The 25047-nt window shown below is 70.6% G+C and carries 24 protein-coding genes; 6 read left to right on the top strand and 18 right to left on the bottom strand.

Going from position 1 to position 25047, the window contains the following annotated elements:
• Positions 1–38: 38 nt before the first annotated feature.
• Positions 39–1157, top strand: a complete 1119-nt coding sequence (locus tag J8M51_RS01935; protein WP_179203016.1) for a Gfo/Idh/MocA family protein — start codon at positions 39–41, stop codon at positions 1155–1157.
• A complete protein-coding gene (locus J8M51_RS01930) occupies positions 1154–2083 on the top strand; it encodes a DUF6807 domain-containing protein (protein ID WP_086754912.1) in 930 nt (309 codons plus the stop codon). Before J8M51_RS01935 ends, J8M51_RS01930 begins: the two co-directional genes overlap by 4 nt.
• Before the next feature lie 277 nt (positions 2084–2360).
• On the opposite strand, the gene dmpG is transcribed toward J8M51_RS01930, so the two are convergent.
• The 10 genes from dmpG to J8M51_RS01880 all read right to left on the bottom strand — a co-directional run bounded on the left by dmpG (position 2361) and on the right by J8M51_RS01880 (position 11597).
• Positions 2361–3377, bottom strand: coding sequence for a 4-hydroxy-2-oxovalerate aldolase (gene dmpG, locus J8M51_RS01925; RefSeq protein WP_086754911.1), 1017 nt, complete (start codon positions 3375–3377; stop codon positions 2361–2363).
• The gene (locus tag J8M51_RS01920; protein WP_086754910.1) at positions 3374–4339 is read right to left on the bottom strand and encodes an acetaldehyde dehydrogenase (acetylating); all 966 of its coding nucleotides are present in this window, start codon (positions 4337–4339) and stop codon (positions 3374–3376) included. The genes dmpG and J8M51_RS01920 overlap by 4 nt, the downstream gene beginning before the upstream one ends.
• Entirely contained in the window at positions 4336–5142 is an 807-nt protein-coding gene (locus J8M51_RS01915; protein ID WP_086754909.1) for a 2-keto-4-pentenoate hydratase, read from the bottom strand. The genes J8M51_RS01920 and J8M51_RS01915 overlap by 4 nt, the downstream gene beginning before the upstream one ends.
• A gap of 112 nt (positions 5143–5254) precedes the next feature.
• On the bottom strand, positions 5255–6067 hold the full coding sequence (gene hcaB / locus J8M51_RS01910; protein WP_086754908.1) for a 3-(cis-5,6-dihydroxycyclohexa-1,3-dien-1-yl)propanoate dehydrogenase: 813 nt from the start codon (positions 6065–6067) through the stop codon (positions 5255–5257).
• Positions 6067–6615 carry an aromatic-ring-hydroxylating dioxygenase subunit beta gene (locus J8M51_RS01905; protein ID WP_086754907.1) on the bottom strand — a complete coding sequence of 183 codons (549 nt, stop codon included), beginning with the start codon at positions 6613–6615 and terminating at the stop codon, positions 6067–6069. The genes hcaB and J8M51_RS01905 overlap by 1 nt, the downstream gene beginning before the upstream one ends.
• Positions 6612–7976, bottom strand: a complete 1365-nt coding sequence (locus J8M51_RS01900) for an aromatic ring-hydroxylating oxygenase subunit alpha (protein ID WP_086754906.1) — start codon at positions 7974–7976, stop codon at positions 6612–6614. The genes J8M51_RS01905 and J8M51_RS01900 overlap by 4 nt, the downstream gene beginning before the upstream one ends.
• Before the next feature lie 95 nt (positions 7977–8071).
• Complete coding sequence (locus tag J8M51_RS01895) at positions 8072–9007, bottom strand: alpha/beta fold hydrolase (protein ID WP_086754905.1); 936 nt, start codon at positions 9005–9007, stop codon at positions 8072–8074.
• 29 nt (positions 9008–9036) lie between these two features.
• Positions 9037–9948, bottom strand: coding sequence for a VOC family protein (locus J8M51_RS01890; RefSeq protein ID WP_086754904.1), 912 nt, complete (start codon positions 9946–9948; stop codon positions 9037–9039).
• Positions 9945–10277 carry a bifunctional 3-phenylpropionate/cinnamic acid dioxygenase ferredoxin subunit gene (locus J8M51_RS01885; protein ID WP_086754903.1) on the bottom strand — a complete coding sequence of 111 codons (333 nt, stop codon included), beginning with the start codon at positions 10275–10277 and terminating at the stop codon, positions 9945–9947. Before J8M51_RS01885 ends, J8M51_RS01890 begins: the two co-directional genes overlap by 4 nt.
• A gap of 36 nt (positions 10278–10313) precedes the next feature.
• Positions 10314–11597: an NAD(P)/FAD-dependent oxidoreductase gene (locus J8M51_RS01880; RefSeq protein WP_086754902.1), complete on the bottom strand. Its 1284-nt coding sequence runs from the start codon at positions 11595–11597 to the stop codon at positions 10314–10316.
• Between the two features lie 157 nt (positions 11598–11754).
• Between J8M51_RS01880 and J8M51_RS01875 the strand changes: the two genes are divergently transcribed.
• A complete protein-coding gene (locus J8M51_RS01875) occupies positions 11755–13206 on the top strand; it encodes an MFS transporter (RefSeq protein WP_086754901.1) in 1452 nt (483 codons plus the stop codon).
• On the opposite strand, the gene J8M51_RS01870 is transcribed toward J8M51_RS01875, so the two are convergent.
• The 3 genes from J8M51_RS01870 to J8M51_RS01860 all read right to left on the bottom strand — a co-directional run bounded on the left by J8M51_RS01870 (position 13193) and on the right by J8M51_RS01860 (position 15495).
• Entirely contained in the window at positions 13193–13804 is a 612-nt protein-coding gene (locus J8M51_RS01870; protein WP_086754900.1) for a TetR/AcrR family transcriptional regulator, read from the bottom strand. The two genes, J8M51_RS01875 and J8M51_RS01870, sit on opposite strands and share 14 nt — an antisense overlap.
• Positions 13805–13857: 53 nt before the next feature.
• Entirely contained in the window at positions 13858–14649 is a 792-nt protein-coding gene (locus J8M51_RS01865) for an IclR family transcriptional regulator (protein WP_256964270.1), read from the bottom strand.
• A 390-nt stretch (positions 14650–15039) separates the two neighbouring features.
• A complete protein-coding gene (locus J8M51_RS01860; RefSeq protein ID WP_086759663.1) occupies positions 15040–15495 on the bottom strand; it encodes a MarR family winged helix-turn-helix transcriptional regulator in 456 nt (151 codons plus the stop codon).
• A gap of 71 nt (positions 15496–15566) precedes the next feature.
• Here J8M51_RS01860 and J8M51_RS01855 point away from each other — a divergent pair, with 71 nt between their 5' ends.
• The 3 genes from J8M51_RS01855 (at position 15567) to J8M51_RS01845 (ending at position 18703) form a co-directional block, all read left to right on the top strand.
• Entirely contained in the window at positions 15567–16352 is a 786-nt protein-coding gene (locus tag J8M51_RS01855; RefSeq protein ID WP_086759661.1) for an SDR family NAD(P)-dependent oxidoreductase, read from the top strand.
• Positions 16353–16650: 298 nt separating this feature from the next.
• Entirely contained in the window at positions 16651–17469 is an 819-nt protein-coding gene (locus J8M51_RS01850; protein ID WP_086759659.1) for an SDR family oxidoreductase, read from the top strand.
• Positions 17470–17767: 298 nt separating this feature from the next.
• On the top strand, positions 17768–18703 hold the full coding sequence (locus tag J8M51_RS01845; RefSeq protein WP_086759657.1) for a LysR family transcriptional regulator: 936 nt from the start codon (positions 17768–17770) through the stop codon (positions 18701–18703).
• Positions 18704–18729: 26 nt separating this feature from the next.
• Here the strand turns inward: J8M51_RS01845 and J8M51_RS01840 are convergent, their stop codons facing one another.
• The 5 genes from J8M51_RS01840 to J8M51_RS01820 form a co-directional block, all read right to left on the bottom strand.
• Complete coding sequence (locus J8M51_RS01840; protein WP_086759656.1) at positions 18730–19500, bottom strand: SDR family NAD(P)-dependent oxidoreductase; 771 nt, start codon at positions 19498–19500, stop codon at positions 18730–18732.
• The gene (locus J8M51_RS01835; RefSeq protein WP_179203287.1) at positions 19490–21058 is read right to left on the bottom strand and encodes a carboxylesterase/lipase family protein; all 1569 of its coding nucleotides are present in this window, start codon (positions 21056–21058) and stop codon (positions 19490–19492) included. The genes J8M51_RS01840 and J8M51_RS01835 overlap by 11 nt, the downstream gene beginning before the upstream one ends.
• Before the next feature lie 5 nt (positions 21059–21063).
• Complete coding sequence (locus J8M51_RS01830; RefSeq protein WP_086759652.1) at positions 21064–21588, bottom strand: nuclear transport factor 2 family protein; 525 nt, start codon at positions 21586–21588, stop codon at positions 21064–21066.
• Positions 21589–21633: 45 nt separating this feature from the next.
• A complete protein-coding gene (locus J8M51_RS01825; RefSeq protein ID WP_086759650.1) occupies positions 21634–22968 on the bottom strand; it encodes an FAD-binding oxidoreductase in 1335 nt (444 codons plus the stop codon).
• A 194-nt stretch (positions 22969–23162) separates the two neighbouring features.
• Entirely contained in the window at positions 23163–24404 is a 1242-nt protein-coding gene (locus tag J8M51_RS01820) for an amidohydrolase family protein (protein ID WP_179203286.1), read from the bottom strand.
• Positions 24405–25047: the final 643 nt, after the last annotated feature.

Raw genomic sequence — 25047 nt, 5'->3', positions numbered from 1 at the left:
CGACGACCGGTCCGGAAACGAAGGAAGAGAAACCACCCATGCCCAGCTCCCGGCCGCCCTACCGCGTGGCCATCATCGGCACCGGAGGGATAGCCCACGCCCACGCCGAAGCCCTCGGCGAACTCTCCGAACGCGCCCGGCTGGTCGCCGTCGCCGACCTCGACCCGAATCGCGCCGCCGAGTTCGCCGACCGCTTCCGCGTACCGCAGGTCTTCAGTGACCCGACGGCGCTGCTGGAGAGCGGCGAGCCGCTCGACCTCGTGCACATCTGCACACCGCCCCGGACCCACGCGCCCCTGGCCGCCCAGGTGATGCGGGCCGGTGCCACCGCCCTGGTAGAGAAGCCGACCGCGCTGAGTCTGCGCGAGATGGACGAACTGGCCGAGGTGCAGGAGCAGACCGGGTCCCGGGTCCTGACCGTCTTCCAGCACCGCTACGGCGCGACCGCCGTACGGCTGCGGCGGCTGGTCGAGTCCGGTGCGCTGGGCCGGCCGCACGTCGCCACCTGCGAGACCCTGTGGTACCGGCCCGACGAGTACTTCGAGGTGCCGTGGCGCGGATGCTGGGACGCCGAGGGCGGCGGTCCCACCATGGGGCACGGCATCCACCAGTTCGACCTGATGGTGTCGGTCCTCGGCCCCTGGTCCGTGATCACCGCGCTCGCCGACCGCCGGGCCAGGCCCACCGACACCGAGGACGTCTCGGTCGCCGCGGTCAGGTTCGCGGACGGAGCCCTCGCCACGGTGGTCAACTCCCTGCTGTCCCCGAGGGAGACGTCCCGGCTGCGCTTCGACTTCGAACACGCCACGGTCGAACTCGAGCACCTCTACGGCTACCGCGAGGAGCACTGGCGCTTCACACCGGCCTCCGGCCACGAGGAACTCGCCGCCCTGTGGAACGACGGTGCCGGGCCTGACCTCATCAGCGGCCACCGGCTGCAGATCGAGGCCGTGTTCGACGCCTGGGAGGCGGGTCGGGAACCGGGGGTCTCCCTGGTCGACGCGCGTCGCACCCTGGAGTTCGCGGCGGCGACCTACGCCTCCGCGTTCCGCGGTGTCCCCGTCACCGCAGGGGAGTTGGCGGGCGACGACCCGTTCACGCTCAGCATGGACGGCGGCGCCGTGCCGTGGGAGCCGGTCAAGGAGACCCTCGTATGAACACTCTGCACATCAGCCACGACGTCGGTACCTCGGCCACGGTCCGCGACGCAGACACCGAAATCTTCCACTACGTGTACCGGCCGGACACCGTCCAACTGGAGTCACCCAAGCCCTACATCCACCCGCTGCGCACCCGCGGCGGCAACACGGTCAGCCTGTTCCGCCCGCACGACCACGTCTGGCACAAGGGCATCGCCTGGCCCCTGCCACACGTGGGCGAGGAGAACTTCTGGGGCGGCCCCACCTACATCCACGGCCGCTTCTACGTCCAGCTGGAGAACAACGGCACCCAGGCGCACCGCCGGATCACCGCTCTCGACCGGGACGGCGGTACGGCGACGTTCGCGCACGAACTGGAGTGGATCACCCAGTCCGGCGCACTGTTCTTCACCGAACGCAGGACGCTGCGAGCGGAACTGCTCTCCCCGCAGGCATGGGCGCTGACGTTCGAGACGGAGATGACGAACGTGTCCGGGGCGGACGTCGCCATGGGATCACCGACCACCAAGGGACGGGAGAACGCCGGATACGGCGGCCTGTTCTGGCGCGGCCCGCGGTCGTTCACCGGCGGCCGGTTCGTCACCGAGGAAGGTCTGGGCGGCGACGAGGTACGCGGACGGCGCATGGGCTGGATGGGCTTCGAGGGCCGCCACGACGAGTCGGACGAGCAGTCGCTCGTGCTCATGGTCGACGACGCGGCCAACCCCTGCCACCCGCCGCAGTGGTTCGCCCGCACGGAGGAGTTCGCCTGCCTCAACCCGGCGCCGTTCTTCAGCGAGGAGATGACCGTGGCGGACGGCTCCACCCTGCGGTTCCGCTACGGAGTGGGGATCGCCGACGCCGGCGCCGAGGCGGCTCCCGCACTCGCGGACGCGGTGCGCTCGGTGCACGCCCGGTCCGGCGAGTCCGTCGCCTGCGGGTGACCCGCGCCGACACCACCCTCCTCGGTGGAGACCGTCCCGGGCGAACGGGGCCCGCCCGGGACGGTCTCCCTCCTGGTCCGCCCTTGCCGGCCGTGCGTCCGCCGGGGCCCTGCGCCAGGGTGCGCAGCGCGCGGCTCTCTCCGGCTCCACCCGAGCGTGCCGGGTGCCCGCGTCTCAAGGTCCTGGCGGGACGAGACCTCATGCGGTCACCGCCCACATCGACGGCGTCCCGGGGCCGCCGCCCGGCACAAACGCACAGGCGACCCTCGACGAGCGGTCAGGCCCGGCTGCTGTCCAGCAGGTCCAGCGCGATGTCGGTGATCATGTCCTCCTGGCCGCCCACCATCCCGCGGCGGCCGACCTCGACGAGGAGGGCACGCGTGTCGATGCCGTACCGCTGGGAGGCGGCCTCGGCGTGGCGCAGGAAGCTGGAGTAGACGCCGGCGTAGCCGAGGGTGAGGGTCTCGCGGTCGACGCGCACGTCCCGGTCCTGGAGCGGGCGCACCAGGTCGTCTGCGGCATCCATGAGGGGGAACAGGTCGCAGCCGTGCTTCCAGCCCATCAGGTCCGCCACCGCGACGAACGCCTCCAGCGGGCAGTTGCCCGCGCCCGCGCCCTGCCCGGCCAGGGAGGCGTCCACGCGGGTCACCCCGTTCTCGACAGCGACGACGGTGTTGGCGACGCCGAGGGCGAGGTTGTGGTGGGCGTGGATGCCGAGCTCGGTGGCAGGGTCGAGGACGTCGCGGTAGGCGCGCAGCCGGTCGCGTACGCCGTCCATGGTGAGCCGGCCGCCGGAGTCGGTGACGTAGACGCAATGGGCGCCGTAGGACTCCATCAGCTTGGCCTGGCGGGCCAGTTCGGATGGTTCGGCCATGTGGGACATCATCAGGAAGCCCGCCACGTCCATGCCCATCTCCCGGGCCGCGGCGATGTGCTGGGCGGAGATGTCGGCCTCGGTGCAGTGGGTGGCCACCCGCACGGAGCGGACCCCCAGCGCGTGGGCCTGCCTGAGGTCGTGCAGGGTGCCGATGCCCGGCAGCAGCAGCGTGGTCGGCACGGCATGCCGTACGGCGCCCACGACGGCCTCGATCCACTCCCAGTCGGTGTGGGCGCCGACGCCGTAGGTGATGCTGGACCCGGCGAGCCCGTCGCCGTGCGAGATCTCGATCGCCGCGACCCCGGCCGCGTCCAGCGCGCCCGCGATGGTGCGGGCCTGGTCGACGGTGTACCGGTGCCGGACGGCGTGCATGCCGTCCCGCAGGGTCACGTCCTGTACATACAGCGTGGGGGTCATGCGGTCACCGCCTTCGAGGCGCCGTGGGCGGCCATGCGTTCGGCGGTGCGCAGCGCGGCCGAGGTCATGATGTCGAGGTTTCCGGCGTAGGCGGGCAGGTAGTGGGCGGCGCCCTCCACCTCCAGGAAGACCGACACCTTCACGGCCTGGCTCTTCGTGCCCGTCGGGAGCAAGCCGCGCAGCGGGTCGTCGGTGACGACCCGGTCGAACTGCACCTTCTGCTTGAGCCGGTAGCCCGGCACGTACGCCCGCACCCGCTCGACCATCGCCTCGACGGAGGCGGTCACCGCCGCGTCGTCGCAGTCGCCGACGAGGCAGTGCACGGTGTCGCGCATGATCAGCGGGGGCTCGGCGGGGTTGAGGACGATCACCGCCTTGCCGCGGGCCGCGCCGCCGACCTTCTCGATCGCGGACGCGGTGGTCTCCGTGAACTCGTCGATGTTCGCCCGGGTGCCGGGCCCGGCGGAGCGGGAGGAGATGGACGCGACGATCTCGCCGTAGTGCACGGGGGTGACGGCGTTGACCGCGGCGACGACCGGGATGGTCGCCTGGCCGCCGCACGTGACCATGTTGACGTTGGGCGCGTCGAGATGGGCGTCGCCGTTGACCGGCGGGACGACGTACGGTCCGAGGGCGGCCGGGGTGAGGTCGACGACGGTGCGGCCGTGCGCGCGCAGGATCTCGTCGTGGTGGCGGTGGGCGCCGGCGGACGTCGCGTCGAAGACGATCCGGACGTCGGCGAACTCGTCCATGGCGACCAGGCCGTCGATGCCCCCGTGGGTGGTGGCGACCTTCAGGCGGCGGGCGCGGGCCAGGCCGTCCGAGTCGGGGTCGATGCCGACCATCGCGGCGATCTCCAGGCTGTCCGACAGCCGGAGGACCTTGATCATCAGGTCGGTGCCGATGTTGCCGGACCCGATCACGGCCACCTTGGTGCGGTCGCCCGGGGCTGTCGTGCTCACTTGTCGTTCTCCTTGTCGTCCGGTGCGAAGCCGACCCGGACGCTGCCCAGACCGGAGATGCGGGCCTCGAAGGAACTGCCGGGCGTCGCCACGGCCATGGGGCCCAGTGCCCCGGTGAGGACGATGTCGCCCTCGCGCAGCGGGTCGCCCATGGCGGCCAGGGTCGAGGCCAGCCAGACGGCCGCGTTGAGCGGGCCGTCGAGGCAGTCTCGGCCGCTGCCCTCGGAGACCGGCTGGCCGTTCTTGAGGAGGGTCATCCGCACGGACCGCAGATCCACCGAGGTCAGCGGAACCGGCGCGGTGCCGAGGACGAACAGGCCCGAGGAGGCGTTGTCGGCGACCGTGTCCACCAGCGTGATGTCCCAGCCGGCGATCCGGCTGTCGACGATCTCCAGGGCGGGCAGCGCGAAGTCGACGGCCCGGATTACGTCGGCGACCGTCGTCTGCGGGTGCGGCAGATCGCGGCCGAGGACCAGCGCGACCTCCGCCTCGATCCTCGGCTGCAGCAGACGTCCCGCCGGGACCGTGGCGCCGTCGGCCACGGCCATGTCGGACAGCAGGGCACCGAAGTCCGGCCGGTCGACCCCGAGTTGGGCCTGTACGGCGGGTGAGGTGAGACCGATCTTGCGGCCGACGACACGGCGCTCGTCGTGCAGCCGCCGCTCGACGTTCATGCGCTGCACGGCGTACGCGGACGTCACGTCGCCCTCGGAGAGCAGGCCTCGCACGGGGGAGCAGGGGACGCCGGACCGCTCGGCGTCGAAGAGCGTGTCCGCTGCCTTGCGGACGACGGCGTCGGTCATCGCCGCCGCTGCGGCGCGTGGGAATCAAGCATGGGGTATCACTCCGGATTCGGTGTGCTGAGGCCGGGAGGCCGGGCCGCCGCCCTGTCAGGTCGGCGGCCCGGACGGCCCGTCAGTTCTCGTGCAGGCTGAGCGCGATGCCGCGCCCGGCGGCCACGTCCACCACGGTGCCGGTGGACATGGAGCCGTAGCGGCGGGACGCCAGGAGGAGGAAGCCGCCGACGTAGTCCTGAGGCCTGGGGGCCCGGCGCAGGGGCCCGTGCTTCTCCATGATGTCGTCCATGGGAAGTGAACTCAGCGGTGTGTCGGCGTACTTGAGGGCGGCGGGTCCCCGCAGGTCGGTCGACATGCCGCCGGGGGCGACGGCGTTCACCCGTACGTCGGGAGCCAGCTCCCAGGCCAGCTGGCGGACCAGCCCGAGCCCGGCGTGTTTGGACGACACGTACAGGCTGCCTCCGCCGCCCGGGTACAGGGCGGCGTTGGACAGGGTGACGACCAGGGAGCCGTTGGTGGCCCGCAGGGCGTCGAGAGCGGCCTTCGCGCCCAGTAGCGGTGCCTTGACGTTGAGGGCGTACACCTCGTCGAAGGCCGCCGAGACCGCTTCGTCGGGCATGTCCGCCAGCCGGGTGGAGAAGTCCCACAGGCCGGCGTTCGCGACGAAGCAGTCGAGTCGGCCGAACGCCTCCAGCGCGGTGGCGACCGCCTCCCGGTTGTCGGCGAGGAGCGTGGCATCGCCCTCGACGACCCGCACCCGGTCCGGCCCGTGGTCGGCCCGCAGGGCCTCGGCCTTGGCCGCGGACCGCTCCAGGACGACGACGTTCGCGCCCTCCTCGACGAGGGTGTCGACCAGGGCGCGGCCGAGACCCGAGCCGCCGCCGGTGACGGCGACGACCTGGTCCTGCACCCAGCCGCTGTGCGTTCCCATCAGAACATCACGCTCATGTTCTTGCTGAGGATCACCGACTGGTCGAGCATGATCCGGCGCCGGCTGATCCGCAGACCGTCCGGGGTGCGCCGGAGCCGGTCGGTGCGGCCGCAGACGAAGGAGTCCTGCTCGTCCTCCAGGCGGTTGCGGTTGATGAGGAGGTACGAGTCGACCGTGATCTCCCCGGTCTCCGGGTCCGCCTCGCCGACGACCACGTTGGTGACCAGATGGCGCACGCGGGCCAGCGGGTCGTCGGCCCACGCCTTGCCGGTGTGGATCTTGGCTATGCGCTCCGCGAGGAAGGACTTGTCGTCGTCGATGACGGCGAGCGCGCCGTCGTCCTCGATGGTCTCCGGGTCCCGGGAGGAGTGGTTGCGCCGGATCGGCATGTAGTACCGCAGGTCGTCGGTGAACAGTTCCAGCCAGGCGTCGAGCTCGTGCCGGGTGAGGAGGTCCGCCTCGTGGTAGAGGAACTGCTCGATCTCGTACTGGAGCAGCAGCCGTTCCACGGTGACACCGGATCCGGTCTCGGGCAACAGGGCGGTCATGCGATCACTGCCTTCGCGGAGTCGGAGTCGGAGCCGGAGTGTGAGTGGGAGTCGCGGTCGGCGGCGGGTGTCCGGGGAGCGGCCGTCTCGGACGGCTGCGGGACGGCCATCAGCTCCGACCAACGCCGGTAGAACTGCCGTTGGTTGATCTCGCTGAGGACGTCGTCGACGGTTCCGGGGAACTCCGGGAACTCCTTGTTCGGGCCCCGGCCGACGCCCATGCCGTAGTGCAGCGGAAGACCGGCCGTGACGAAGCCGTCGCTGCTGTTGGTGCTGTAGTTCCACTGCTCGGCGTCGTCCTGTTCCCAGGTACCGGAGGCGCTGAAGTGCCGCTGGTAGTCGAGGAGCAGGGCGCGGCGCACGGCGGGCGGGGCGCTGTTGGGAAGGAGCACCCAGGAGTGGACCTCCATGGCGTCCGGCCCCTTGGGCTGCCAGACCCGCATCATCCAGCGGTTGAACAGCATGGACATGTTCGGGAAGACGGTGCCGTGGATCAGGACGGAGTCCGTGGTGCGGGCCCGGCCGAGCCGCTGCGCGGCGCGCTCCCAGAAGGCGCCCATCCAGTCCGCGACCTCGTCCGAGAAGCCCTGCGAGTGCCAGTACGGGTAGCCCGCGTAGCCGCCGAGGCCGTGGCCGCCCTCCATGCCGACCTGGAAGCCGAGCTCGGGCGGGCGGATCCCCTTGGAACGCGGCGCCTCGGCGATCAGGGCCGACAGATGGGTGGAGAAGGCGTGGTACATGTCGCCGGCGAACTGCTCGGACGCGAGCTTCCAGTTGCCCTGCATCCGCCACTTGTGCACGCCGGTCGCCACCGAGCAGCCCTGCTCGTCCGGGTCGACGAGGACGTCGAGGTAGTACCGGAAGTCACCGAGGAACTCGGCCAGCGACGGGATCTCGGTGTCCCAGGTGCCGAACACGAGCCCCTTGTACGTCTCCACGCGGGGCACCACGGCCAGGCCCCACGCGGAGCGGTCCAGCCCGTCGCCGTAGGCGGCCTCCTCCATGGGAACGGCCAGCAGCGAGCCGTCGGTGCCGTAGGACCAGCCGTGGTACGGACAGGTGAACGCCTTGGCGTTGCCCGAGTCGTAGCGGCAGACCCGCATCCCGCGGTGACGGCACGAGTTGAGCAGCACCTTGTAGTCACCGCTCCGCTGCCGGGTGACGATGACGGGGTCGGCGCCCATGTAGGTGGAGTAGAAGTCGCCGGCCTTCTTGAACTGGCTCTCGTGGGCCAGGAACAGCCAGCTACGGGCGAAGACGCGGCCCAGTTCCTGCCGGTACAGGACCGGGTCGGAGAAGATGGACCGGTCGATCAGTGTCTCGGCGTCATCGACGAATGCCCTGCCTCTTTGCAGACTCATGCCGTCTCCGTTCGGTGTGCTGGTACCCGGCTCAGCGGGTGTGCGGGCGGGTGGATCGGAAAGGGGGCGTGGGGGTGGATCGGGAACGGGCGTCCTCAGCGTGTGAGGTACTGGGTGACGACCGCGTTGAACTCGTGGGGCTTCTCCCACTGCGGCCAGTGGCCCGCGTCCTCGAAGGCGTAGAAGTCGGCGCCGATCACGTCGGCCCAGTACTCGCCGTAGTCGGGACCGTGGCCCGGGTTGTGCTCACCCCAGAGCACCAGCGTCTCGGGACGCCAGGACTTGAGGTCGTCGTGGGTGTACGACGGCTCGTAGAGGTGGGGGCCGAACGAGCCGCCTCCGTCGAGATTGAAGATGCGGCGCAGCGACCGGTTGACCTCCGGGTCGGAGTAGATCCGCCGGCGGACCGAGACCATGTCGTCGGTCATCCGGTCCGGCCGGGACACCAGCCACTGCAGCCGGTTGCCGATGTTCTCGGTCGTGGGTTCGGTGACGGCCAGCGCGGAGAGCTGCCCCAGGTTCGACGCACCACGGGCGGCGGGCGTGAATCCCTCGCGGTCGGGGCGGTTGAGGTAGAACCCCGCGTTGAGGATCATCCGGTCGAACCGTTCCGGATGGTGCAGGGCCAGGTTGACGCCGAGCTGGGCGCCCATGGACTCGCCCTCGTAGAACACGCTGCGGTGACCGAGCGCGTCGATCAGGTCGATGGCGCCGTCCGCGAGGCCGTCGTACATGTGGGGCAGGTCGAAGTCGTCCTTCGAGGAGAAGCCGTGGAAGCGGGCGTCGACGGCGTAGACGTGGAAGTTCTCGGACAGGGCCCGCAGATTGCGGGCGAAGGTCTCCGCGTGCCCGCCGATGCCGTGGTACATGAGCAGTGGCGGACCGTCGGATCCGGCCTCGATGACCCGGTGACGCCATCGCCTGCCTTCGACGAAACGCACCTGGCACCCGGCCAGTTCCGCCCCGATCGTGCCCCAATTCTCGTACGGCCGTTCGGTGACCGGTTCCTTCAACTGCAAGTGGCGAGCCATGACGGGCCTTTCGGTGTGGGGAGCGGCTGTCAGTACTGCCAGCCCGGCTCGGGGCCGCGGACGTTGTCGGGGGTGCGCTTGTGACCCCACCAGCTCTCGACGGGGTAGCGGTGTTCGACGGCCTCCCAGCTGTCCTCGTCGACCTGGAGGCCGAAGCAGCCGTACTCGAGGTCGAAGCCGGAGGGGGTGCGGACGTAGAAGGACAGCATCTGGTCGTTGGAGTGCCGGCCCAGGGTGTTGACCAGGGTGGCGGCGCCGTCACGGCACTTGTCGTAGGCGCGGCCCACGGCGTCGAGGTCGTCGACCTCGAACATGATGTGCAGCAGACGCGATCCCATACCGGGTACCGAGGCGAGCCCGATGCTGTGGTGGCGGGGGTTGCAGCGCAGGAAGTAGGCGTCGTTGGGGCCCTCGGGGATCCGGTCGCTGACGCGGAAGCCCAGCAGCTCGGTGTAGAAGGTGAGCGCGGCCTTGAGGTCGGGCACGAGGAAGAAGGAGTGACCGAAGCCGAGGCCCTTGGTGCCGTGGGTGACGAACCGGGCTCCGGTGGGCGACACGAACGCGGTCTCGCCGTACAACTGGCCGTAGAAGATCTCCAGGGTGTTACCGGCCGGGTCCTCGACGACGATCAGGTCGGTGACCTGGCGCCGGGCGGCGAGCTCGGCCTGGTCCCGCTTGACGGCGACGCCGTTGTTCTCCAGCTTCTCGGCGAGGTCCGACAGAGCCGCCGCGTTGCGCACCTCCAGGCCGAGGTGCGACAGGCCGTCGGTGTCCGCCTGACGGATCTCCGCGCGGTAGGCACGCTCGTCGGCCCGCAGCCGCAGCGCCCCGTCGGGTCCCTCCACGGCCTGCAGGCCGAGGGCGTCGGTGGCGAACGTGCGCCAGGCGCCGACGTCGGTCGCCTCGATCCCGACGTAGGCCAGAGCGATGACTTCACTCATGAGACAGGCTCCTTGATCATTGTGTCGTCGATCTCCACGTACAGGTCCCCGTCCTCGACGCGGACGGGGAAGGTACGCAGCGGCTCGGTGGCGGGCAGGGTCAGTGCCTTGCCCGTCCGCAGGCAGAACTTGGCGGAGTGCAGCGCGCACTCCACCACGGCGTCCTCCACGTAACCGTCGGACAGGGCGAACTGGCCGTGGGTGCAGGTGTCCGCGGTGGCGAAGTACTCGCCGTCGGCGTTGAACACGGCGACGGGCGGCTGGGAGGGGACGACGACCGCGTCCTCCTCCTCCAGCTCGTCGGCCGCGCAGGCACGGATCCAGGGCATCAGGGGTGCTCCTTCGTGTGATGCGTGGACGCAGTCTCAGACGACACCGGCACCGGAGGCGAGCGATCGTTCCAGTGGTTTGAACGCCTTCGCGGACTTCGCGAGTGCGCGCAGGTTCGTGCCCGGTGAGGAGAGGTCCGCCGCCGTCACGGGCGCCCCGGTTTCGATGAGCGGGCGGACGGTGCGCAGGTCCTTCGGCCGGTCGAGGGCGGCCGCCGCGGTGATACGCCCGTCACCCAGCCAGAAGCCGAGGAAGGAGGCGTCCGTGGCGTCGTCGCGCAGCACGAAGGTGTCACCGGCGGCGAAGCGGCCGTACATCTGCAGGGTGTGGCCGAACTGCTCCGAGTAGAAGTACGGCAGGTCGGTGTGCTCCCGGTCCTCCGCCCCGGCCATCACGGCACCGGCTACGGCCCCCTGCTTCTGCGCGTTGTCCCAGTGCTCGATGCGTCCCGGGGCGGTCAGGTGGGGGTTCGGCTGGCGCGTGACATCACCGGCGGCGAGGATCCACGGGTCGTTGGTGCGGCACCGGAGGTCGACGATCACCCCCTGGTCGCACGCGACACCGGCGCGCTCGGCGAGGGCGGTGTCAGGGCGCACCCCGACACCCACCACGACCACGGCCGCGGGCAGCACCTCGCCGGTGGTCAGCCGGACCCCTTCGACCTCGTCGCCGCCGGTGAACTCCAGGACCGACACACCGGTACGGACGCGGACGCCGCGGCTCGTGTGCAGACCGGTCACGTGTCCGGCCAGGTCCGGTCCGAGTGGGCGCTCCAGCGGCCTCGGGGCCTGTTCCACGACCGTGACGTCCAGGCCCGCCTCACGGGCCACCGCGGCGACCTCCAGTCCGATGAACCCGCCGCCGACCACCACCACGGGACCGCCGCGCCCCAGCCGCCCCGCGAGCTCCCTGGCGTCGTGGGCGTCGCGCAGGGTGAGCACGCCGGGGAGGTGGACGCCGGGCAGCTTCGGCAGGACGGCCGTGGCTCCCGTCGCCAGGAGCACGCGGTCGGCGTGCAGGGCGCGGCCGTCGTCCAGGACGAGGAGACGGCGTGTGGGCTCCAGGGCCAGCACACGCCTGCCCGTCAGGAGCTCGATGTCCCGTTCGGCGTAGACCTCGGCGGGCAGGATGGGCACCAGGAACCGGGTCGCCGGGCCGGTCAGGGCCTTGGACAACGGGGGCCGTTCGTAGGGAAGTTCACCGCCGGCGTCGACCACGGTCACCCTTCCGGGGAATCCGTGGTCGCGCAGGGCGAGTGCGGCGGCGACACCTGCCGCACTGCCCCCGACGATCACGTGATGCTCTGTACTGCCCCGCATGTGTTCCTCCGCTCCGGTGCCGGACAGCAGAGGCTAGGAACAGTCGGGCGGCCTTGGCGCGCGAGTGTTCCGGCCGCTGGAACGCGGCAGTCGGCGGGTTCCAGCGGCCGGAACGCGGAGAACCGGATCAACGGGGATCTTCCGTAGGTTGCGGCGCATGCCGACTCACAGCGACAGCCCCGTCGACACACACAGGGCCATGATCCTCACCCTCGCCTGTGCCTCAGGGCTCGGGGCGTCCCTGCAGACCGTGGTGGTGCCCCTGGTACCGGAGATCGGCAGGCAACTGGGAGTCGGTACCGCCACCGCCGGATGGGCTCTCACGGCCAGCCTGCTGTCGTCGGCCGTGTCGGCCTCGGTACTGGGAAGGGTGTCCGACCTGCGGGGCAGACGGCCGCTGATCCTGCTCTGCCTCGCCTCGGTCGTGCTCGGTTCCCTGCTGTGCATGAGTGTCGCGTCGCTGCCGGTGCTGATCCTCGGACGGGTGCTCCAGGGCGCCAGCGGTGCCCTGTACTCCCTTGCGGTGAGTCTCGTACGGGAGGAACTCCCGGCCGGCCGGGTGGCCGCCGGGACCTCCCGCGTCGCCGGTGCCCTGGGTGTCGGCGCGAGTCTCGGCATCGTCGCGGCGGGCCTGATGAGCGGAACGGGCGGTGACTACCGGCTGGCCTTCGCCGCGCAGTGCCTGCTGGCCACCGTGATCCTCGTCATGGCCGCGCGCTACCTGCCGGGAGCGGTGCGGCCCGACGGCGGCGGCAGGGTGGACTGGTGGGGCGCGGCTCTGCTGAGCGGCTTCCTCGTCCCCTGGCTCATCGCGCTCTCCCAGGGGCGGGCCTGGGGCTGGTCCTCACCCGCGATCCTGGGCGCCGTCGGTGTGGGCGCGGTGCTGTGCTCGCTCTTCGTGGCGGTCGAACTGCGGTCGCCCGAGCCGCTGGTGGACCTGCGGGGGCTCCGCGACAAGGCCGTACTGCTGATCAACTGCCTGGCCATGCTGAGCGGAGCACTCATCATCATCGGACGGCTGCCGGTGTCGCAGTTCGTACAGGAGTCCCCGTCCCTGACCGGCTACGGCTTCGGGGCGTCCGTCCTCTCGGCGTCGCTGGTCTTCATGCTGCCGGGCCTGGCGACCGCGATGGGCGGATCCCTGCTGGACAACCGACTCGTCCGGCGGTCCGGAGGCCGCAGTGCCGTGATCGTGGGGGGCTGCGCCGGACTGGCCGGCTATCTGGGTCTGGTCCTCCTGCATGACGCGCCCTGGCAGGTGATGGTCGGCGGAGCCGCGGTGGCGGGCGCCGTCGGCATCGGTGCCTCGGCTCTGCCGGTGCTGCTCGCCCGGCATGTTCCGGCGGCGGACTTCGGCGCTGCGAACGGCATCAACGCGCTCAGCCGCTGGATCGGCTCGGCGGCGGCGAGCGCGACGGTGGGGGCCCTGCTGTCCCCTCCGGCGGGCCGGAGCTACCCGCCGTCGTCCGCGTACGTCCAGGTGTTCCTGTTCGGCGCGGTGGTGTCCGCGGCCGTGGTGGTGTTCGGCTGTCTCACCGGCCAGAAGGTGACGCGGAGACCGGACACCGTGCGGATCGCGGACCGTGCGGCTCACCTCACGCGCAACTGAGGCCCGCCCGCCGGTCGATCATCGCGAGGACGGCGTCGAGGGCGCGCCGCAGGCTGGTGGCGTAGTCCTGGCTCCCCAGCGAGTGGGCCACGATGGCGCCGGCGGTGATGTCGAGCGTCATACCGGCCAGTTCCCGCGCGACGGCGGGCGCGTCGGCGAGCCCCGCCTCGTGGGCCACCGGTTCGATCACCCCGGCGATACGGTCGACGAGGGCCTCGTGGATCCGTGCCGTCTCCGAGCGCACGTCCAGGTCGTCGTACTCCTGCAGACTCAGCAGGAGCTCCACCCGCAGGAACCGGGGGGAGCGCTCGAAGACCTCGGCCGCCGTCATGTAGTAGCGCTCCAGCCGCTCGCGGGGAGTGCCGACGACATCGGTGCCCGTGGGCAGATCCTCGAAGAAGCGTTCGGTGCCGTGCCTGAGCACCCCCACCGCCAGGTCCGCCTTGTTCTTGAAGTGCCAGTAGAGCGAACCGACGGGCAGACCGGCCGCCTTGCACACCGCGGCGATCGACATGGCGGCGTAACCGCGCCGGGCGAGCAGCTCCTCCGCCGCGTCGAGGAAAACCTGCCTGGACGATGCGCCGACATTCTGTGTCATGCGCGCACTCCGCTGGGAACCGGTCGGCGTGGAGCGGACCGGGGGCCGGGCCGTCACAGGCGGCCCGACGAGCGGGTCAGGGACCTGGAGACCGCGGCGGCCGTCTCCAGGAGCGGGCTGATCAGGATCTCGCCGCCTCCCGAAGCCGCCGGAAACGCCACCGACAGGGCAGCCACGACCTGTCCGCCGAGTCTCAGCGGTGCCGCGAGACAGCTGAGACCCTCGATCGCCTCGCTCCTGTCTCGGCCGAAACCGTCCTTCTCGATCTGGCGCAGCTCCCGCCGCAACACCTGCGGGTCGATCACGGACCGAGAGGTCCGGCCCTGAAGGCTCCCGCCCAGAACGGCGTCACGTTGCTCGCCCCCGGCGTGCGCCAGCAGCACCTTCCCGACCCCGGTGAGATGGGCGGGCAGACTCCCGCCGACCACGGTGGGCAGCGGACGGGCCGAGCGGCTGCGCAGCTTCTCCAGGTAGATCACGTCCGCTCCGTGCAGTACCGCGAGGTGGAGGGTCTGGCCGGTGGCACGGTGCAGAGCCTCCATGTGGGGCAGCGCGACGTCCCGCAGCGCCACCTCGGGCGAGCAGGAACCGAGCTGGAACATGGACAGGCCCATGCGGTAGCTGTCACCCTCCCGCACCACGGCGCCGAGCTGCATCAGCATGCCCAGCACCCGGTGCACCGTCGACTTCGGCAGTCCGCTGCGCCGGGCGACCTCGGCCAGGGGCATGTGGCGGCTGTTCTGGTCGAAGGAGTTCAGCACGGCGAACGCCTTGCTCAGGATGGAGGGGGTCGCCGTCATCCGGGTGTCCGAGGGAAGGGTGGTGACCGGAATCGTCTGGGGCATGTGACCTCCATCGCTAGAGCGACCATTCTAGTGAGGGAAGTTATGTACGAGCGTCCCACTTGTCAACGGTAGTGACGGTTTCAGTGCTCCGCGGGCGGGGAACAGGCGCGCCGCGTGCGGATCGGGGATGCCGGTGACGGGGTGGGTGCGGAGGTGTGCCGGGGGCGCCGGTGGTGCGGACCCGGCCGATCGCGGGCGGCCGCCGAGGTGTCGGTGACACGCCGCGGCGCAGGAGTGGCCGCCCGCGGGGTGGTGGGTGCGCCGGGGGCGGCGGTGGGGGAAAGCGTCCGGACCGCGACGCAGGCAGGCCGTCGTGACGGCGCTGCGGACGGTTGCCGCAGGGGTGAAGGTGATCCGTGGCGTCACCGGCCGCCGCGGTCCGGGGGGTGATCACCCTTCCTGGATCGCGTCGGTCACCTGGCCGAGCATGGCCGCCAGCCGACCGGTGTTCTCGGGGCCCAGCTTCCGGGTGATCTGCTGTTCGATCTCCGCGATCACCGCGTCGGCCCTGCGCAACGCGTCGCGTCCGGCGTCGGTGAGGTGGAGCTCCTGCACATGGCGGTGGCGTGCGTGCGGGCGCCGTTCCAGTTGGCCCCGGTCGTCCAGGCGGGCCACCAGGGAGGCCACCGCCTGCGGGGTGACGTTCAGGCGGCGGGCCAGTTCCGCGCCGGTCAGCCCGGGATCGGCGTGCAAGGAGATGAGCAGCGAATAGTGCGCGGCCGCCATCCCCATCGACCGCAGCCGCTGCTCCTTGAGGGCCTGCACGGCCAGTTCCGCCCGCCGCAGCGCCCAGGTCACCCGGTCCAGAGCGTCGCCGGCGACCGGTCCCTCGTCATTCGTGTCCACCCGCCGAGCATACGACACTGGTCACATATCAAGCGTTTGACATTAGCCAAGCGGCTGATCAGTATGGAGTCATGACTCGCACTCTTGCTCTCATCACCGGCGCCTCGTCCGGAATCGGCGCCGCCTACGCCCGGCTCCTTGCGGCCGACAGCGACTTCGTTCTGGTGGCCCGGCGGGTCGACCGTCTTTCGGAGCTGGCAGCGGAACTCCGCGCGTCCGGCGCCGACGTGGAGGTCCTCCCCGCGGACCTCGGCACCTCCGACGGACTGGCCGCGGTGACCAAGCGCCTGTCCGCCGGTGACGTCCGCCTGCTGATCAGCAACGCGGGGGTCGGAGGCTACGCCCCGCTCGCCGACGTCGACCCGGACGAGATCGACCGACTGCTCACCCTCAACGGCGTCGCGCCCATCCAGCTCGTACGCGCGGCACTGCCCGGCATGCTGGCGGCCGACGAAGGCAAGGTCGTCACGGTCGCCTCACTGCTCGCCTTCAGCGCCGGACAGACCAACCCCCACATTCCGAGCCGCACCCTGTACGCGGCTGCGAAGGCGGCCACCGTCGCCTTCACCCGGACCCTCGCCCACGAGCTCGCCGACACCGGCGTGCACGCCCAGGTGGTCTGCCCGGGCGTGGTGGCGACGGAGTTCAGCGATGGATACGGGAAGAACCTTCCCTTCGCCATGACCGCGGAAGGCGTGGCCCAGGCCAGCCTGGCAGGCCTGCGGTTGGGGGAGACGATCTGTGTCCCGGGTCTGGAGGATCAGGCTGACGCGCTCGACGCCCTCCTCGCGGCGGAATCGGGTCTGCTGGCAGGTGGCAACCGTCCGACGCCCGCCGAGCGGTACGGCCGGGGCTGAGCTCGGGCACCCGTCGCCGCCGGCCTGCGGAGCCGCGCCGGCCACTTCGAGCGGCGGTGAGGGCCGGAGGGGATCCCATCCCCTCCGGCCCTCGTGCCGCTCCGGCAACGCGATCCGCCCCACGCGGTCCCGGAACGCTCGTAGTCGCCGGAGGTGAGCAGGTCACGAGCGGCCTCCAGGATCGCCTGATGGGCGCGGGCGCTGCGGGGCCTGCCGGGCTGTCTCGCTGACATGGCCCGACCGTAGGCCAGCCACTTGGGGATTACAGTACGATCTGTCTCGAAATTTAGGACATGTGATGAACAAGGACGTCGTCGTGGTCATCGGCGTGGGCGGTATGGGGCAGGCGATAGCCCGCCGCATCGGCAGCGGACGGCAGGTGCTGCTCGCCGATTTCAACGAGTCCACCCTGGACGGTGCCGCTGATCTGCTCCGCGGCGAGGGCCACCACGTCGCCACCCAGGTGGTCGACGTCTCCGACGCGGATTCGGTGCACGTCCTGGCCGACGTCGCCGCCGGACTCGGCAGCGTGACGCACGTCGCGCACACCGCCGGGCTGTCCGCGGTGCAGGCATCGACTTGGATGATTCTTCGCGTGGATCTGCTGGGTGCGGCACTGGTGCTCGACGCCTTCCAGCGGGTCGTCGCACCCGGTGCCGCCGCGGTGGTCATCGCCAGCATGGCCGGTTACATGGCCTTCGGAATCCCCGCCGACCACGAGCGGGCGCTGGCCGTGACGCCGGCGAACGATCTGCTGTCCCTGCCGTTCCTGGCGCCGGACGTGGTGGGAGTCCCGGGAGCCGCGTACGTGTTGGCCAAGCGGGCCAACGCCCTGCGTGTCCAGGCTGCGGCAGGCACCTGGGGCGAACGCGGCGCGTGGGTCAACTCGATCAGCCCCGGCATCATCTCGACCCCCATGGGCCGAGAGGAACTGGACGGCCAGAACGGGCAGCAGATGCGGGACATGGTGAACATGTCAGCCCTCAGGCGTTTCGGTACCCCGGACGACATCGCCGCCGCGGCGGCCTTCCTGCTCGGTCCGCAGGCCGCCTTCATCAGCGGCACCGACCTGCTGGTGGACGGCGGGGTCGTCGCGGCGCTCCGTACGTCAGCCTGACCGGGTGCGGCCGGGCCGGAGCGAACCGTTTCTGTGGACCGCGCGGGGTTGAGCGGGACTGAGCGGGACCCAGCCTGCCCAGCCGCACGCCGCGAACAGTCCCGGGTGTTTCCCGCCGCGCCGGGGGCGTGGACGCCGCGGGACCGTCGTCGGCCGGCACAGGCGCTCGCCCCCGTTCGGGAACGCGTGAATCTGCTGACCGAATCGCGATACTCGATGGCCTGTTCACGAGGGAGAATACGGTGAGAACTCGGCCGATCCGGCGGTCGAACTGTCGGAGAGGCCGAGGGAAACCGGCATGGACATCACCGTGCAGCAACTCCGCTACTTCGTCGCAGTGGCGGAAGATCTCCACTTCGCTCGTGCCGCCCAGAAGCTGCACGTGGCGGCACCTTCGCTGAGCCAGCAGATCGCGGCGCTGGAGCGACTCCTGCGCGCGCCGCTGTTCCGCCGGACATCGCGCCAGGTGGTGCTGACCGACGCGGGCGCGCAACTCCTGCCGCTGGCCAAGCGCGCGCTCACGTCCATGGCGGACATCAGCACATGGGCGGAGGAGAGACACGTGGCCGGTGAACGGCTGCGGATCGGGCTGGCCATCAGCAGCCCCCTGTCCTCGGCCATCCTGGCCGCGGCCGCGGCCGCGCTGCCGGACGTCCGCCTGGAAGTGCGCCACCTGGGCTACGCCGGATCCGTCCAGGCGTTGACGGAGGGCCGGATCGACGCGGCCATAGCACCCGGGTTCACGCACGCGGTGACCGCGGCGGGAGTCCGGACGGTGCCGTTGTGGTCGGAGGACCGGGTCCTGGTCGTGGCAGCCACCCACCAGCTCGCCGCTCGGCAGACGATCAGCATCGAGGAGACGAACGAGGAGACGTTCTTCGGGATCGAGGTGGAGCAGACGCTGTGGCACGACTGGTTCGCCGTGCCGCGGTCCGGCGGGCTGATCCCCCGGGTCGACACCACCCTCCACACGGTCGACGAGATCCTGGACGTCTGCGCCGCGGGCATGGGCGTCACCCTCGTACCGTCCAGTTGTACGGGGTACTGGGCCCGCCCCGATCTGGCGTACGTCCCGATCGACGGCCTCCCCGACACGACCGCGTACCTGCTGCTGCCGTCCGGTTCCCGCGTCGGGGTGCTGAACGCCTTCGAAGGCATCGCGCTCCAGGCGGCCCGGCAGCAGACGCGCCGGTTCGGCGCCCGGCCCGCGACGGGAGAGCCCGCCGCGGGCTGACCGAGCGCCGGGGCGCGGCCGGATCCTCAGATCGCGGTCGCACCGCCGTCGACCAGGTACTCGGCGCCGGTGACCCAGCTGCTCTCCGGGGCGGACAGGAAGACGATGCAGCCGCTGACGTCCTCCGGTCGGCCGAACCTCTTGATCAGCACCTTCGCGAAGAACGACTCCCGGACACCGGGCAGGTCGATCGCGGGAAGGCTGTGCGGTGTCGGAATGAGGCCGGGAGAGACGCTGTTGACCCGGATGCCGTGCGCCGCTCCCTCCGCGGCGAGCTGCCGGGTCATCGCGAGCACGCCGCCCTTGGCGGTCACGTGCGGCAGGGCCGGCAGCTCGGGGTAGCCCCGGTGCGCGGTCGCGGAGGCGACGTTGATGACGGAACCTCCGCCCCGCTCCACCAGGTGCGGCCAGGCCGCCTGGGTGACGAGGAAGAGCAGGTCGAGCTCCCCGGAGAGGGTCTGCTTCCACTGGTTCTCGAAGTCGGTCTCCCCGAACGGCGAGAAGGGCGCGGCAGCCGCGGCGACGTTGGCCAGGATGTCGATCCCGCCGTGCTGGGCGACCGCCTGCTCGATCACCGCCCGCGCGTCCTCGGGCCGGGTCAGGTCGACCGGGTGCAGGCTGGAGATCTTGAGGCCCTCCGCTTCGGCGAGACGCAGGGTCTCCTCGGCGGTCTCGGCGTGGAGGTCGCAGCCGAAGACGGCAGCACCCTGCCGGGCCAGCGTGAGCGCGGACGCCCGGCCGATCCCGGATCCTATGCCGGTCACCACGGCGACCTTTCCGGTCAGGTCAGCGAACATGTGCGGAGTCTCCTGTTCGGGTGCGGGTGACACCGTCCGGGGTGAAGACGGTGTCGAAGAAGGCCAGCCGGTCCCGCTCGCTCAGGACGTCTGCGACGGGCTCGGGTCTCATGTGCAGTGCGACCGCTTCGCGGGGCGAGAACCGCGGCCAGGACGGCAGCCCTTCGGCTGCGGGGTCGCCCGTGCGGGCGAACGCGAGGAACGCCGCGCTGGAGAGCCGGGCGACCGTCCTGTCGTCCTCCGTCCACGCGAAGTCCGGCCGGGTCTCGAGGGTGTCGAAGAGATAGAAGAGGTCGGAGCCGTGGAACGCGCCGTAGCCGCGTGGCGGACGGGGCTGGCGAAACCTCTTCCCGGGCGGCAGGGGAAGCGGCTGCTCGAACCGGGCCAGCCAGGTAGGGGAGGACGCGGTGGCCTGGTGCAGACCGGCCCACCGCCACACCTGCCAGGCGAACCCGCCCTCGGTACGCAGCCGGTACGCCGCGTCCCGCGCCTCCTCGTCCGTCGCTGCTGGGTAGAGCTCCAGGAGCCGCGCGGCGACTTCGGGACCGAAGTCCTTCACCAGCCCCTCGGCCAGCCCGGCGGTCGTCCAGCGGTCCGGAGCGGGGAACGGGCTCGCCTCGTCGGCGTCGAACCCCGCGAGGAACGGCACGTCGGCCTGCCTGCCCGCACGGAACGCGTCCTGCGCGGTCTCCGTCAGGAACCGGTCGTCCACGATGATGTTCCAGAAGTTGCGCGGCCCCCACAACTGGTCGGCCGGGTGGTTGCGCATCTCCTCAAGTGTCCGGACGCCCGCTCTGGCCAGCGTCTCCACGCTCTTGCGTTCGGCCTGCTCACGCGACTCGGTCCGGTAGCCGAAGGGCTCGGCGTCGAACCGGCCGCCACTGAGGCCGACCGCACGGTGGAACAGCCCACGTGCCATCGGCGAGGCCATCAACGACTGGACATGGCCCGCGCCGGCTGACTGACCGGCGATCGTGACGCACTCCGGGTCACCGCCGAACCCGGCGATGTTGCGCTGGACCCACTGGAGGGCGGCGACGAGGTCCTGACCGGCGTAGTTGCCGGACGTTCCGGCTTCGTCGTCGAGCGCGGGATGCGCCAGGAAACCCAACGGACCGAGGCGGTAGTTCACGGTCACGACCACCGCGCCCTGCCGGGAGAGGTTGTGACCCCAGGTGCACGGGTGGGAGCCGGAGCCGACCCGGTTGCCGCCGCCGAAGACCCAGAAGACGACCGGGCGGCGCTCCTCCGAACTTTCCGCCGAGGACCAGACGTTGAGGTACAGACAGTCCTCGCTGATTCCGCACTCCGGCGGCTCGGCCCAGGCGTACAGCGCCATCAGCCCGTCCCTCGGGACCATCGGCTGGAGACACGTGGAGCCGAAGCGGTCGCACAGCCGCTCACCGTCCCAGGGGACGACCGGCGCCGGCGAACGCCATCGCCGGTCACCGGTCGGCGGTGCCGCGTACGGGATACCGCGGAACACGGTGCCGGTCCCGTTCTCGTCCGGCACCCCGCGCACCAGACCGCCGTCGACCACCGTAGGGCGATCGGACAACGGCATCAGGCTTCCCCGTTCGCCGTCGGGTCCGGCACGGCGGTCGGCTCGACCGGCAGTTCGTTGGCGTCGTGCGCGGTGGTCCACACCAGCGCCAGATCGACGCTGGCTATGCGCCAGCCGTCCGGCGTGCGCCGGTAGGTGTTCTCGTACCAGCCGCCGGCGTCGCCATGGTGGTTGATGTCCGCGGGGTCGGTGACGTGGATGCCGATGTGGTAGGCGCGGGACCGTGCGTCGTCCCCGTCCACGCGGATGCCGGCCAGTCCCTCGTTGTGCCAGGTGGCGTGGTATCTGCCGAAGTTCTCCTGAGCACCCGAGACGAACTGCTTCCGTCCGTCGGAGATCACGTGCCCGTTGATGGCGAAGGTGGCGTCTTCGGTCATCAGTCCGTGGAACGCCTCCCAGTCACGGGCGTCCAGGCTGCGCGAGTACGCCGCGATCAACTCCGTGACGGCCGCGCGGTCCACGAGCCACTGGAGCTGCTTCGCCGGGTCGGCCGGAACGGGGCTGGGGGAGTTCGCGAGTGTCATGTTCTCTCCTCGGATCAGTAATCGGGCGTTGGTGGGCGGCGGTCGTCAGGCCAGCAGGTAGGAGGCGAACCGGCCCTCCGGGTCATGGACCGTGCGCAGCTGCTCCAGCCGCGTCACGGCGTGCGCGGACAGGAACGAACTCGGGGTCAGGCCGCGGCCGATCATGTTCTCGCAGCTCATCTGGGAGCCGACGGCGACGGGTTCGAGCTTGCGCATCATGTCGACGGCCCACTGGTGCATCTGCTGGTCCTGAGAGGGGTCCTCCCACACGGAGTACGCCTCCACGTAGGTGTCACCCTGGAGCGAGAACGCCATGTCCGGCAGCTCCCGGCACCTGGCCATGTTGATCCAGCTGGCGTGGGACCTCGGGGTCGGCAGCGTGGTCAGCAACTCCTCCATGGCCGGTACCAGTTCGGCCGCGGGGGAGTTGGAGATCATGTTGTCGGTCGCGTAGCGGAAGCCCTTCTCGTAGAGGCCTTCGGGGATCTCGGTCAGATCCTGGACCGACTGAGGCGCGTTGTCGTGCTTCCACAGGACATGGTCGAGCACCGGCGAGCTGTCCATGATCCTCAGCGCGTCGATCGACTCCTCCTCGGTCTGACCGAAGCCGAACGTCGACAGCAGCATCGTCGGCCCGGACGTGCTGCGGGTCGAGTGCTCGGTCACGTACAGGGCCGTCTCCGCGATCTGCGGGAAGTCGTGGCGCCTGTCGTGCAGCCAGGTCAGCAGCTCGGCGCGCACCGAGAGCGGGTAGTTGTGCACGGTCACCGTGATCGCCCGGGCCTGGTGGAGTTTCAGGTGGTAGGCGGTGATGACGCCGAAGAACCCCGGCCCGGAGCCGCGGGCCGCCCACAAGATGTCGGAGTTCTGGTTCTCGTCCGCCCGGACGAGTTCGCCGTCGGCGGTGACGACGTCGACCGCCTCCACGGACATGCAACCCCAGCCCATGTCCTGGAAGTTCCACCCCATGCCACCGCCGAGCAGGAACCCGCCGAGAGCCACGGTCGGGCAGTGGCCGGACGGGAAGAACAGGCCGTGGGGCTCGATGGCCAGGTTGAGGTCGCCGCCGTGCACACCGGGCCCGACGACCGCCCTGCGTCCGGCCACGTCCACGTCGATGGCCGTCAGACGCGACACGTCGACCAGGACGGCTCCCTCCCGGATGCCCGCGGCGGAGAAACTGTGTCCACCTGCCCGGACGGACACCATGAGGTCGCGCTCTTTGGCGAGTTTCACGGCAGCGCACACGTCCTCGGCCGTCTCCGCGAGCACGATGGCGGCCGGCTCCCGAGTCGGCTTGCGGCCGTTCCACACGGCGTCGCTCAGTGCGTTCTGGTATCCGGGATCACTCGGCCACAGCAACTTCTTGCCCAGTTCCATGGTGCATGGCCCTTCTGAGGGTTGACGCTGATGGGTATGGCGGCGGAAGGCGCCCAGCGCACATTCCGCGGACGCGGTCCGAAGGCACCTTCGGCCGCCGTGAGTGCACAGGTCGCGACGAAGACGTCGCGACCTGGCATCGGGTCTTACACAACCGAACCGGGTGCGCCCGGTTCGGGCAGGCCGGCAGACGGTCAGGCGGCCACCGGGGGAGCGACGGGCCCCAGGTTCTTGGCGAACCGGCCCTCCTGCATGATCACGCGCAGCGCGCTCTTGTCCTGCATGATCTTTATGTCGGCCAGCGGGTCACCGTCGACCAGCAACAGGTCGGCCAGGTAGCCCTCACGGATCAGGCCGAGCTCGTCGCCCATGCCCATCAGCCGACCACCGTGCATTGTCGCCGCGCTGAGCACCTCCTTCGGCGTGTAGCCGAGAACATCCACCAGGTGCTGCAGGTCCCGCGCCTCGGTGCCGTGCGGGTTGTGGGGGAAGCCGTAGTCCCCGCCGGGCAGCACCGGAATACCGCGCCGACGGATTTCGGCGTACGTTTCGACCATGGCCTCCAGAGCTTTCTTGGAGCCGCGCACTTCGACCTGTTCGTCGGTGAAACCGCCCTCGTACACGTCGGCGAGCAGAATGCCGATCGCGGGCGCGAGAATGAGCCGGTCTTTGTTCTCGTCGAGCATGTCGATTGCTTCGGCGTCGGCGAAGGTCGCATGGTAAATCGCGTCGAAGCCATTGCGGACCGCCTGCTTGACACCCGCGGGCGTCAACGCGTGGCACGCCATCTTCATGCCGCGCGCCTTGGCGGTGCGCGAGGCGGCCTCGGCGGCGTCGTCGCCGTAGTTCATCAGTTCCCAGTACTGCGGCTGCACGGCGCTGCGCCCGTCGAGGATGAGCTTGACGTTGTCGCAGCCCAGATCCGCCATCTCGTCGACCCAGGTCCCGACAGCCGCGGCGTTGGCGGCTTCCGCGTCGTGGTCGAGCAACTGGCCCGGCTCTCCGCTGGCCGAGCGCTCGAAGGAACAGGCGCGCAGTCGCGGTCCGGGCAGCAGGCCGGCCTCGATCTCCCGCTTCAGCGCCACTTCCACCTCGGCGTTGAGGGAACCTCCGGAGAATGCGCTGGTGTACCCGGACTCCAGCAGCAGACGGGCGTTGTTGGCGGTGGCGAAGGTCTGCTCGGCGACCGGGGGGACGAAGGAGGAGGCGGGCCGTCCCACGCCGAAGGGGAAGGTCAGGTGCGCGTGCGCGTCGATCAGTCCGGGCATCAGGGTCCCGCCACGCCCGTCGATCACCGTCGCGCCGTCACGGGAGACCTCGGATCCGTACGGCCGAACCGCTGCGATTCGTTGCCCGTCGACCCGTACCTCGCCCGGCACGGGGTCGCTGCCCGTGCCATCGAATATGGATACGTTCGTGAACACAATGGAAGACACCGTCGACCTCCGGAAAGACAGCGATGATTTCGCGATGCGGTCTCGATTACACCGTCGCCCGCTGGAGGTGGCTATCGGGAAGAGACCTGTGATCGTGAGGATAAGCCGGACGATTTTGCCAGTCAACGAATTACGCCGGTCCATGGTGAGCTGCTTCCTAACGAACGATAGGGAACGGCTTCTGATCGTCGACAGGCCGGGTGAAACGGCGTGGCAGGCCTCTGGGGCCGGAGTTCGTCCACAGACGCGCGCCTCATGCGCCGCGCACGGACCCTTGCGGCGCGCGGCCCCGGTCCTCACCACCCTTCGAGCACGGGGCAGTTGGGCCAGGAGGCTCGCGTGATCGGCCTCTGCCGGGGTTCATCCAGGCGCGACGGCGGCGGGCCGATCGGCGTCACGGCTGCGCCGGGGTGCGGTGCGGGTCGCGGGCCGGACATGGCCGTGAGAGCCTGGCCGGGCGCCCGCTGCCAATGGCGTCCCGTCGAGTGATGTAGCCGATCAAACTGGCGGAATCTAACAGGTCGCGGCCCGAATAGCCCTCGCCGGAGGCCCTGTCAGGGCTCGCCGAACCGGGGCCAGCGGTGATCGTGTGACGGCCCGCAGCGCCACGTACCGGACGGCTCCGAAGCGGAGGCGACGGACC

The organism is Streptomyces griseiscabiei (assembly GCF_020010925.1).
In the GTDB taxonomy this organism is placed as follows: Bacteria; Actinomycetota; Actinomycetes; order Streptomycetales; family Streptomycetaceae; genus Streptomyces; species Streptomyces griseiscabiei.
The sequence above is the reverse complement of the archived record's forward strand: the minus strand, read 5'-3'. Positions and strand labels throughout refer to the sequence as shown.

Excerpts from the sequence above, each read along its gene's own strand:
- J8M51_RS01875 (WP_086754901.1), top strand. The coding sequence starts at position 11,755 with ATGCCGACTCACAGCGACAGCCCCGTCGACACACACAGGGCCATGATC.
- J8M51_RS01900 (WP_086754906.1), bottom strand. The coding sequence starts at position 7,976 with ATGAGTCTGCAAAGAGGCAGGGCATTCGTCGATGACGCCGAGACACTG.
- J8M51_RS01840 (WP_086759656.1), bottom strand. The coding sequence starts at position 19,500 with ATGTTCGCTGACCTGACCGGAAAGGTCGCCGTGGTGACCGGCATAGGA.
- J8M51_RS01905 (WP_086754907.1), bottom strand. The coding sequence starts at position 6,615 with ATGACCGCCCTGTTGCCCGAGACCGGATCCGGTGTCACCGTGGAACGG.
- J8M51_RS01935 (WP_179203016.1), top strand. The coding sequence starts at position 39 with ATGCCCAGCTCCCGGCCGCCCTACCGCGTGGCCATCATCGGCACCGGA.
- J8M51_RS01830 (WP_086759652.1), bottom strand. The coding sequence starts at position 21,588 with ATGACACTCGCGAACTCCCCCAGCCCCGTTCCGGCCGACCCGGCGAAG.
- J8M51_RS01870 (WP_086754900.1), bottom strand. The coding sequence starts at position 13,804 with ATGACACAGAATGTCGGCGCATCGTCCAGGCAGGTTTTCCTCGACGCG.
- J8M51_RS01930 (WP_086754912.1), top strand. The coding sequence starts at position 1,154 with ATGAACACTCTGCACATCAGCCACGACGTCGGTACCTCGGCCACGGTC.
- hcaB (WP_086754908.1), bottom strand. The coding sequence starts at position 6,067 with ATGGGAACGCACAGCGGCTGGGTGCAGGACCAGGTCGTCGCCGTCACC.
- J8M51_RS01850 (WP_086759659.1), top strand. The coding sequence starts at position 16,651 with ATGAACAAGGACGTCGTCGTGGTCATCGGCGTGGGCGGTATGGGGCAG.
- J8M51_RS01895 (WP_086754905.1), bottom strand. The coding sequence starts at position 9,007 with ATGGCTCGCCACTTGCAGTTGAAGGAACCGGTCACCGAACGGCCGTAC.
- J8M51_RS01915 (WP_086754909.1), bottom strand. The coding sequence starts at position 5,142 with ATGACCGACGCCGTCGTCCGCAAGGCAGCGGACACGCTCTTCGACGCC.
- J8M51_RS01890 (WP_086754904.1), bottom strand. The coding sequence starts at position 9,948 with ATGAGTGAAGTCATCGCTCTGGCCTACGTCGGGATCGAGGCGACCGAC.
- J8M51_RS01880 (WP_086754902.1), bottom strand. The coding sequence starts at position 11,597 with ATGCGGGGCAGTACAGAGCATCACGTGATCGTCGGGGGCAGTGCGGCA.
- J8M51_RS01885 (WP_086754903.1), bottom strand. The coding sequence starts at position 10,277 with ATGCCCTGGATCCGTGCCTGCGCGGCCGACGAGCTGGAGGAGGAGGAC.
- J8M51_RS01855 (WP_086759661.1), top strand. The coding sequence starts at position 15,567 with ATGACTCGCACTCTTGCTCTCATCACCGGCGCCTCGTCCGGAATCGGC.
- J8M51_RS01865 (WP_256964270.1), bottom strand. The coding sequence starts at position 14,649 with ATGCCCCAGACGATTCCGGTCACCACCCTTCCCTCGGACACCCGGATG.
- dmpG (WP_086754911.1), bottom strand. The coding sequence starts at position 3,377 with ATGACCCCCACGCTGTATGTACAGGACGTGACCCTGCGGGACGGCATG.
- J8M51_RS01845 (WP_086759657.1), top strand. The coding sequence starts at position 17,768 with ATGGACATCACCGTGCAGCAACTCCGCTACTTCGTCGCAGTGGCGGAA.
- J8M51_RS01825 (WP_086759650.1), bottom strand. The coding sequence starts at position 22,968 with ATGGAACTGGGCAAGAAGTTGCTGTGGCCGAGTGATCCCGGATACCAG.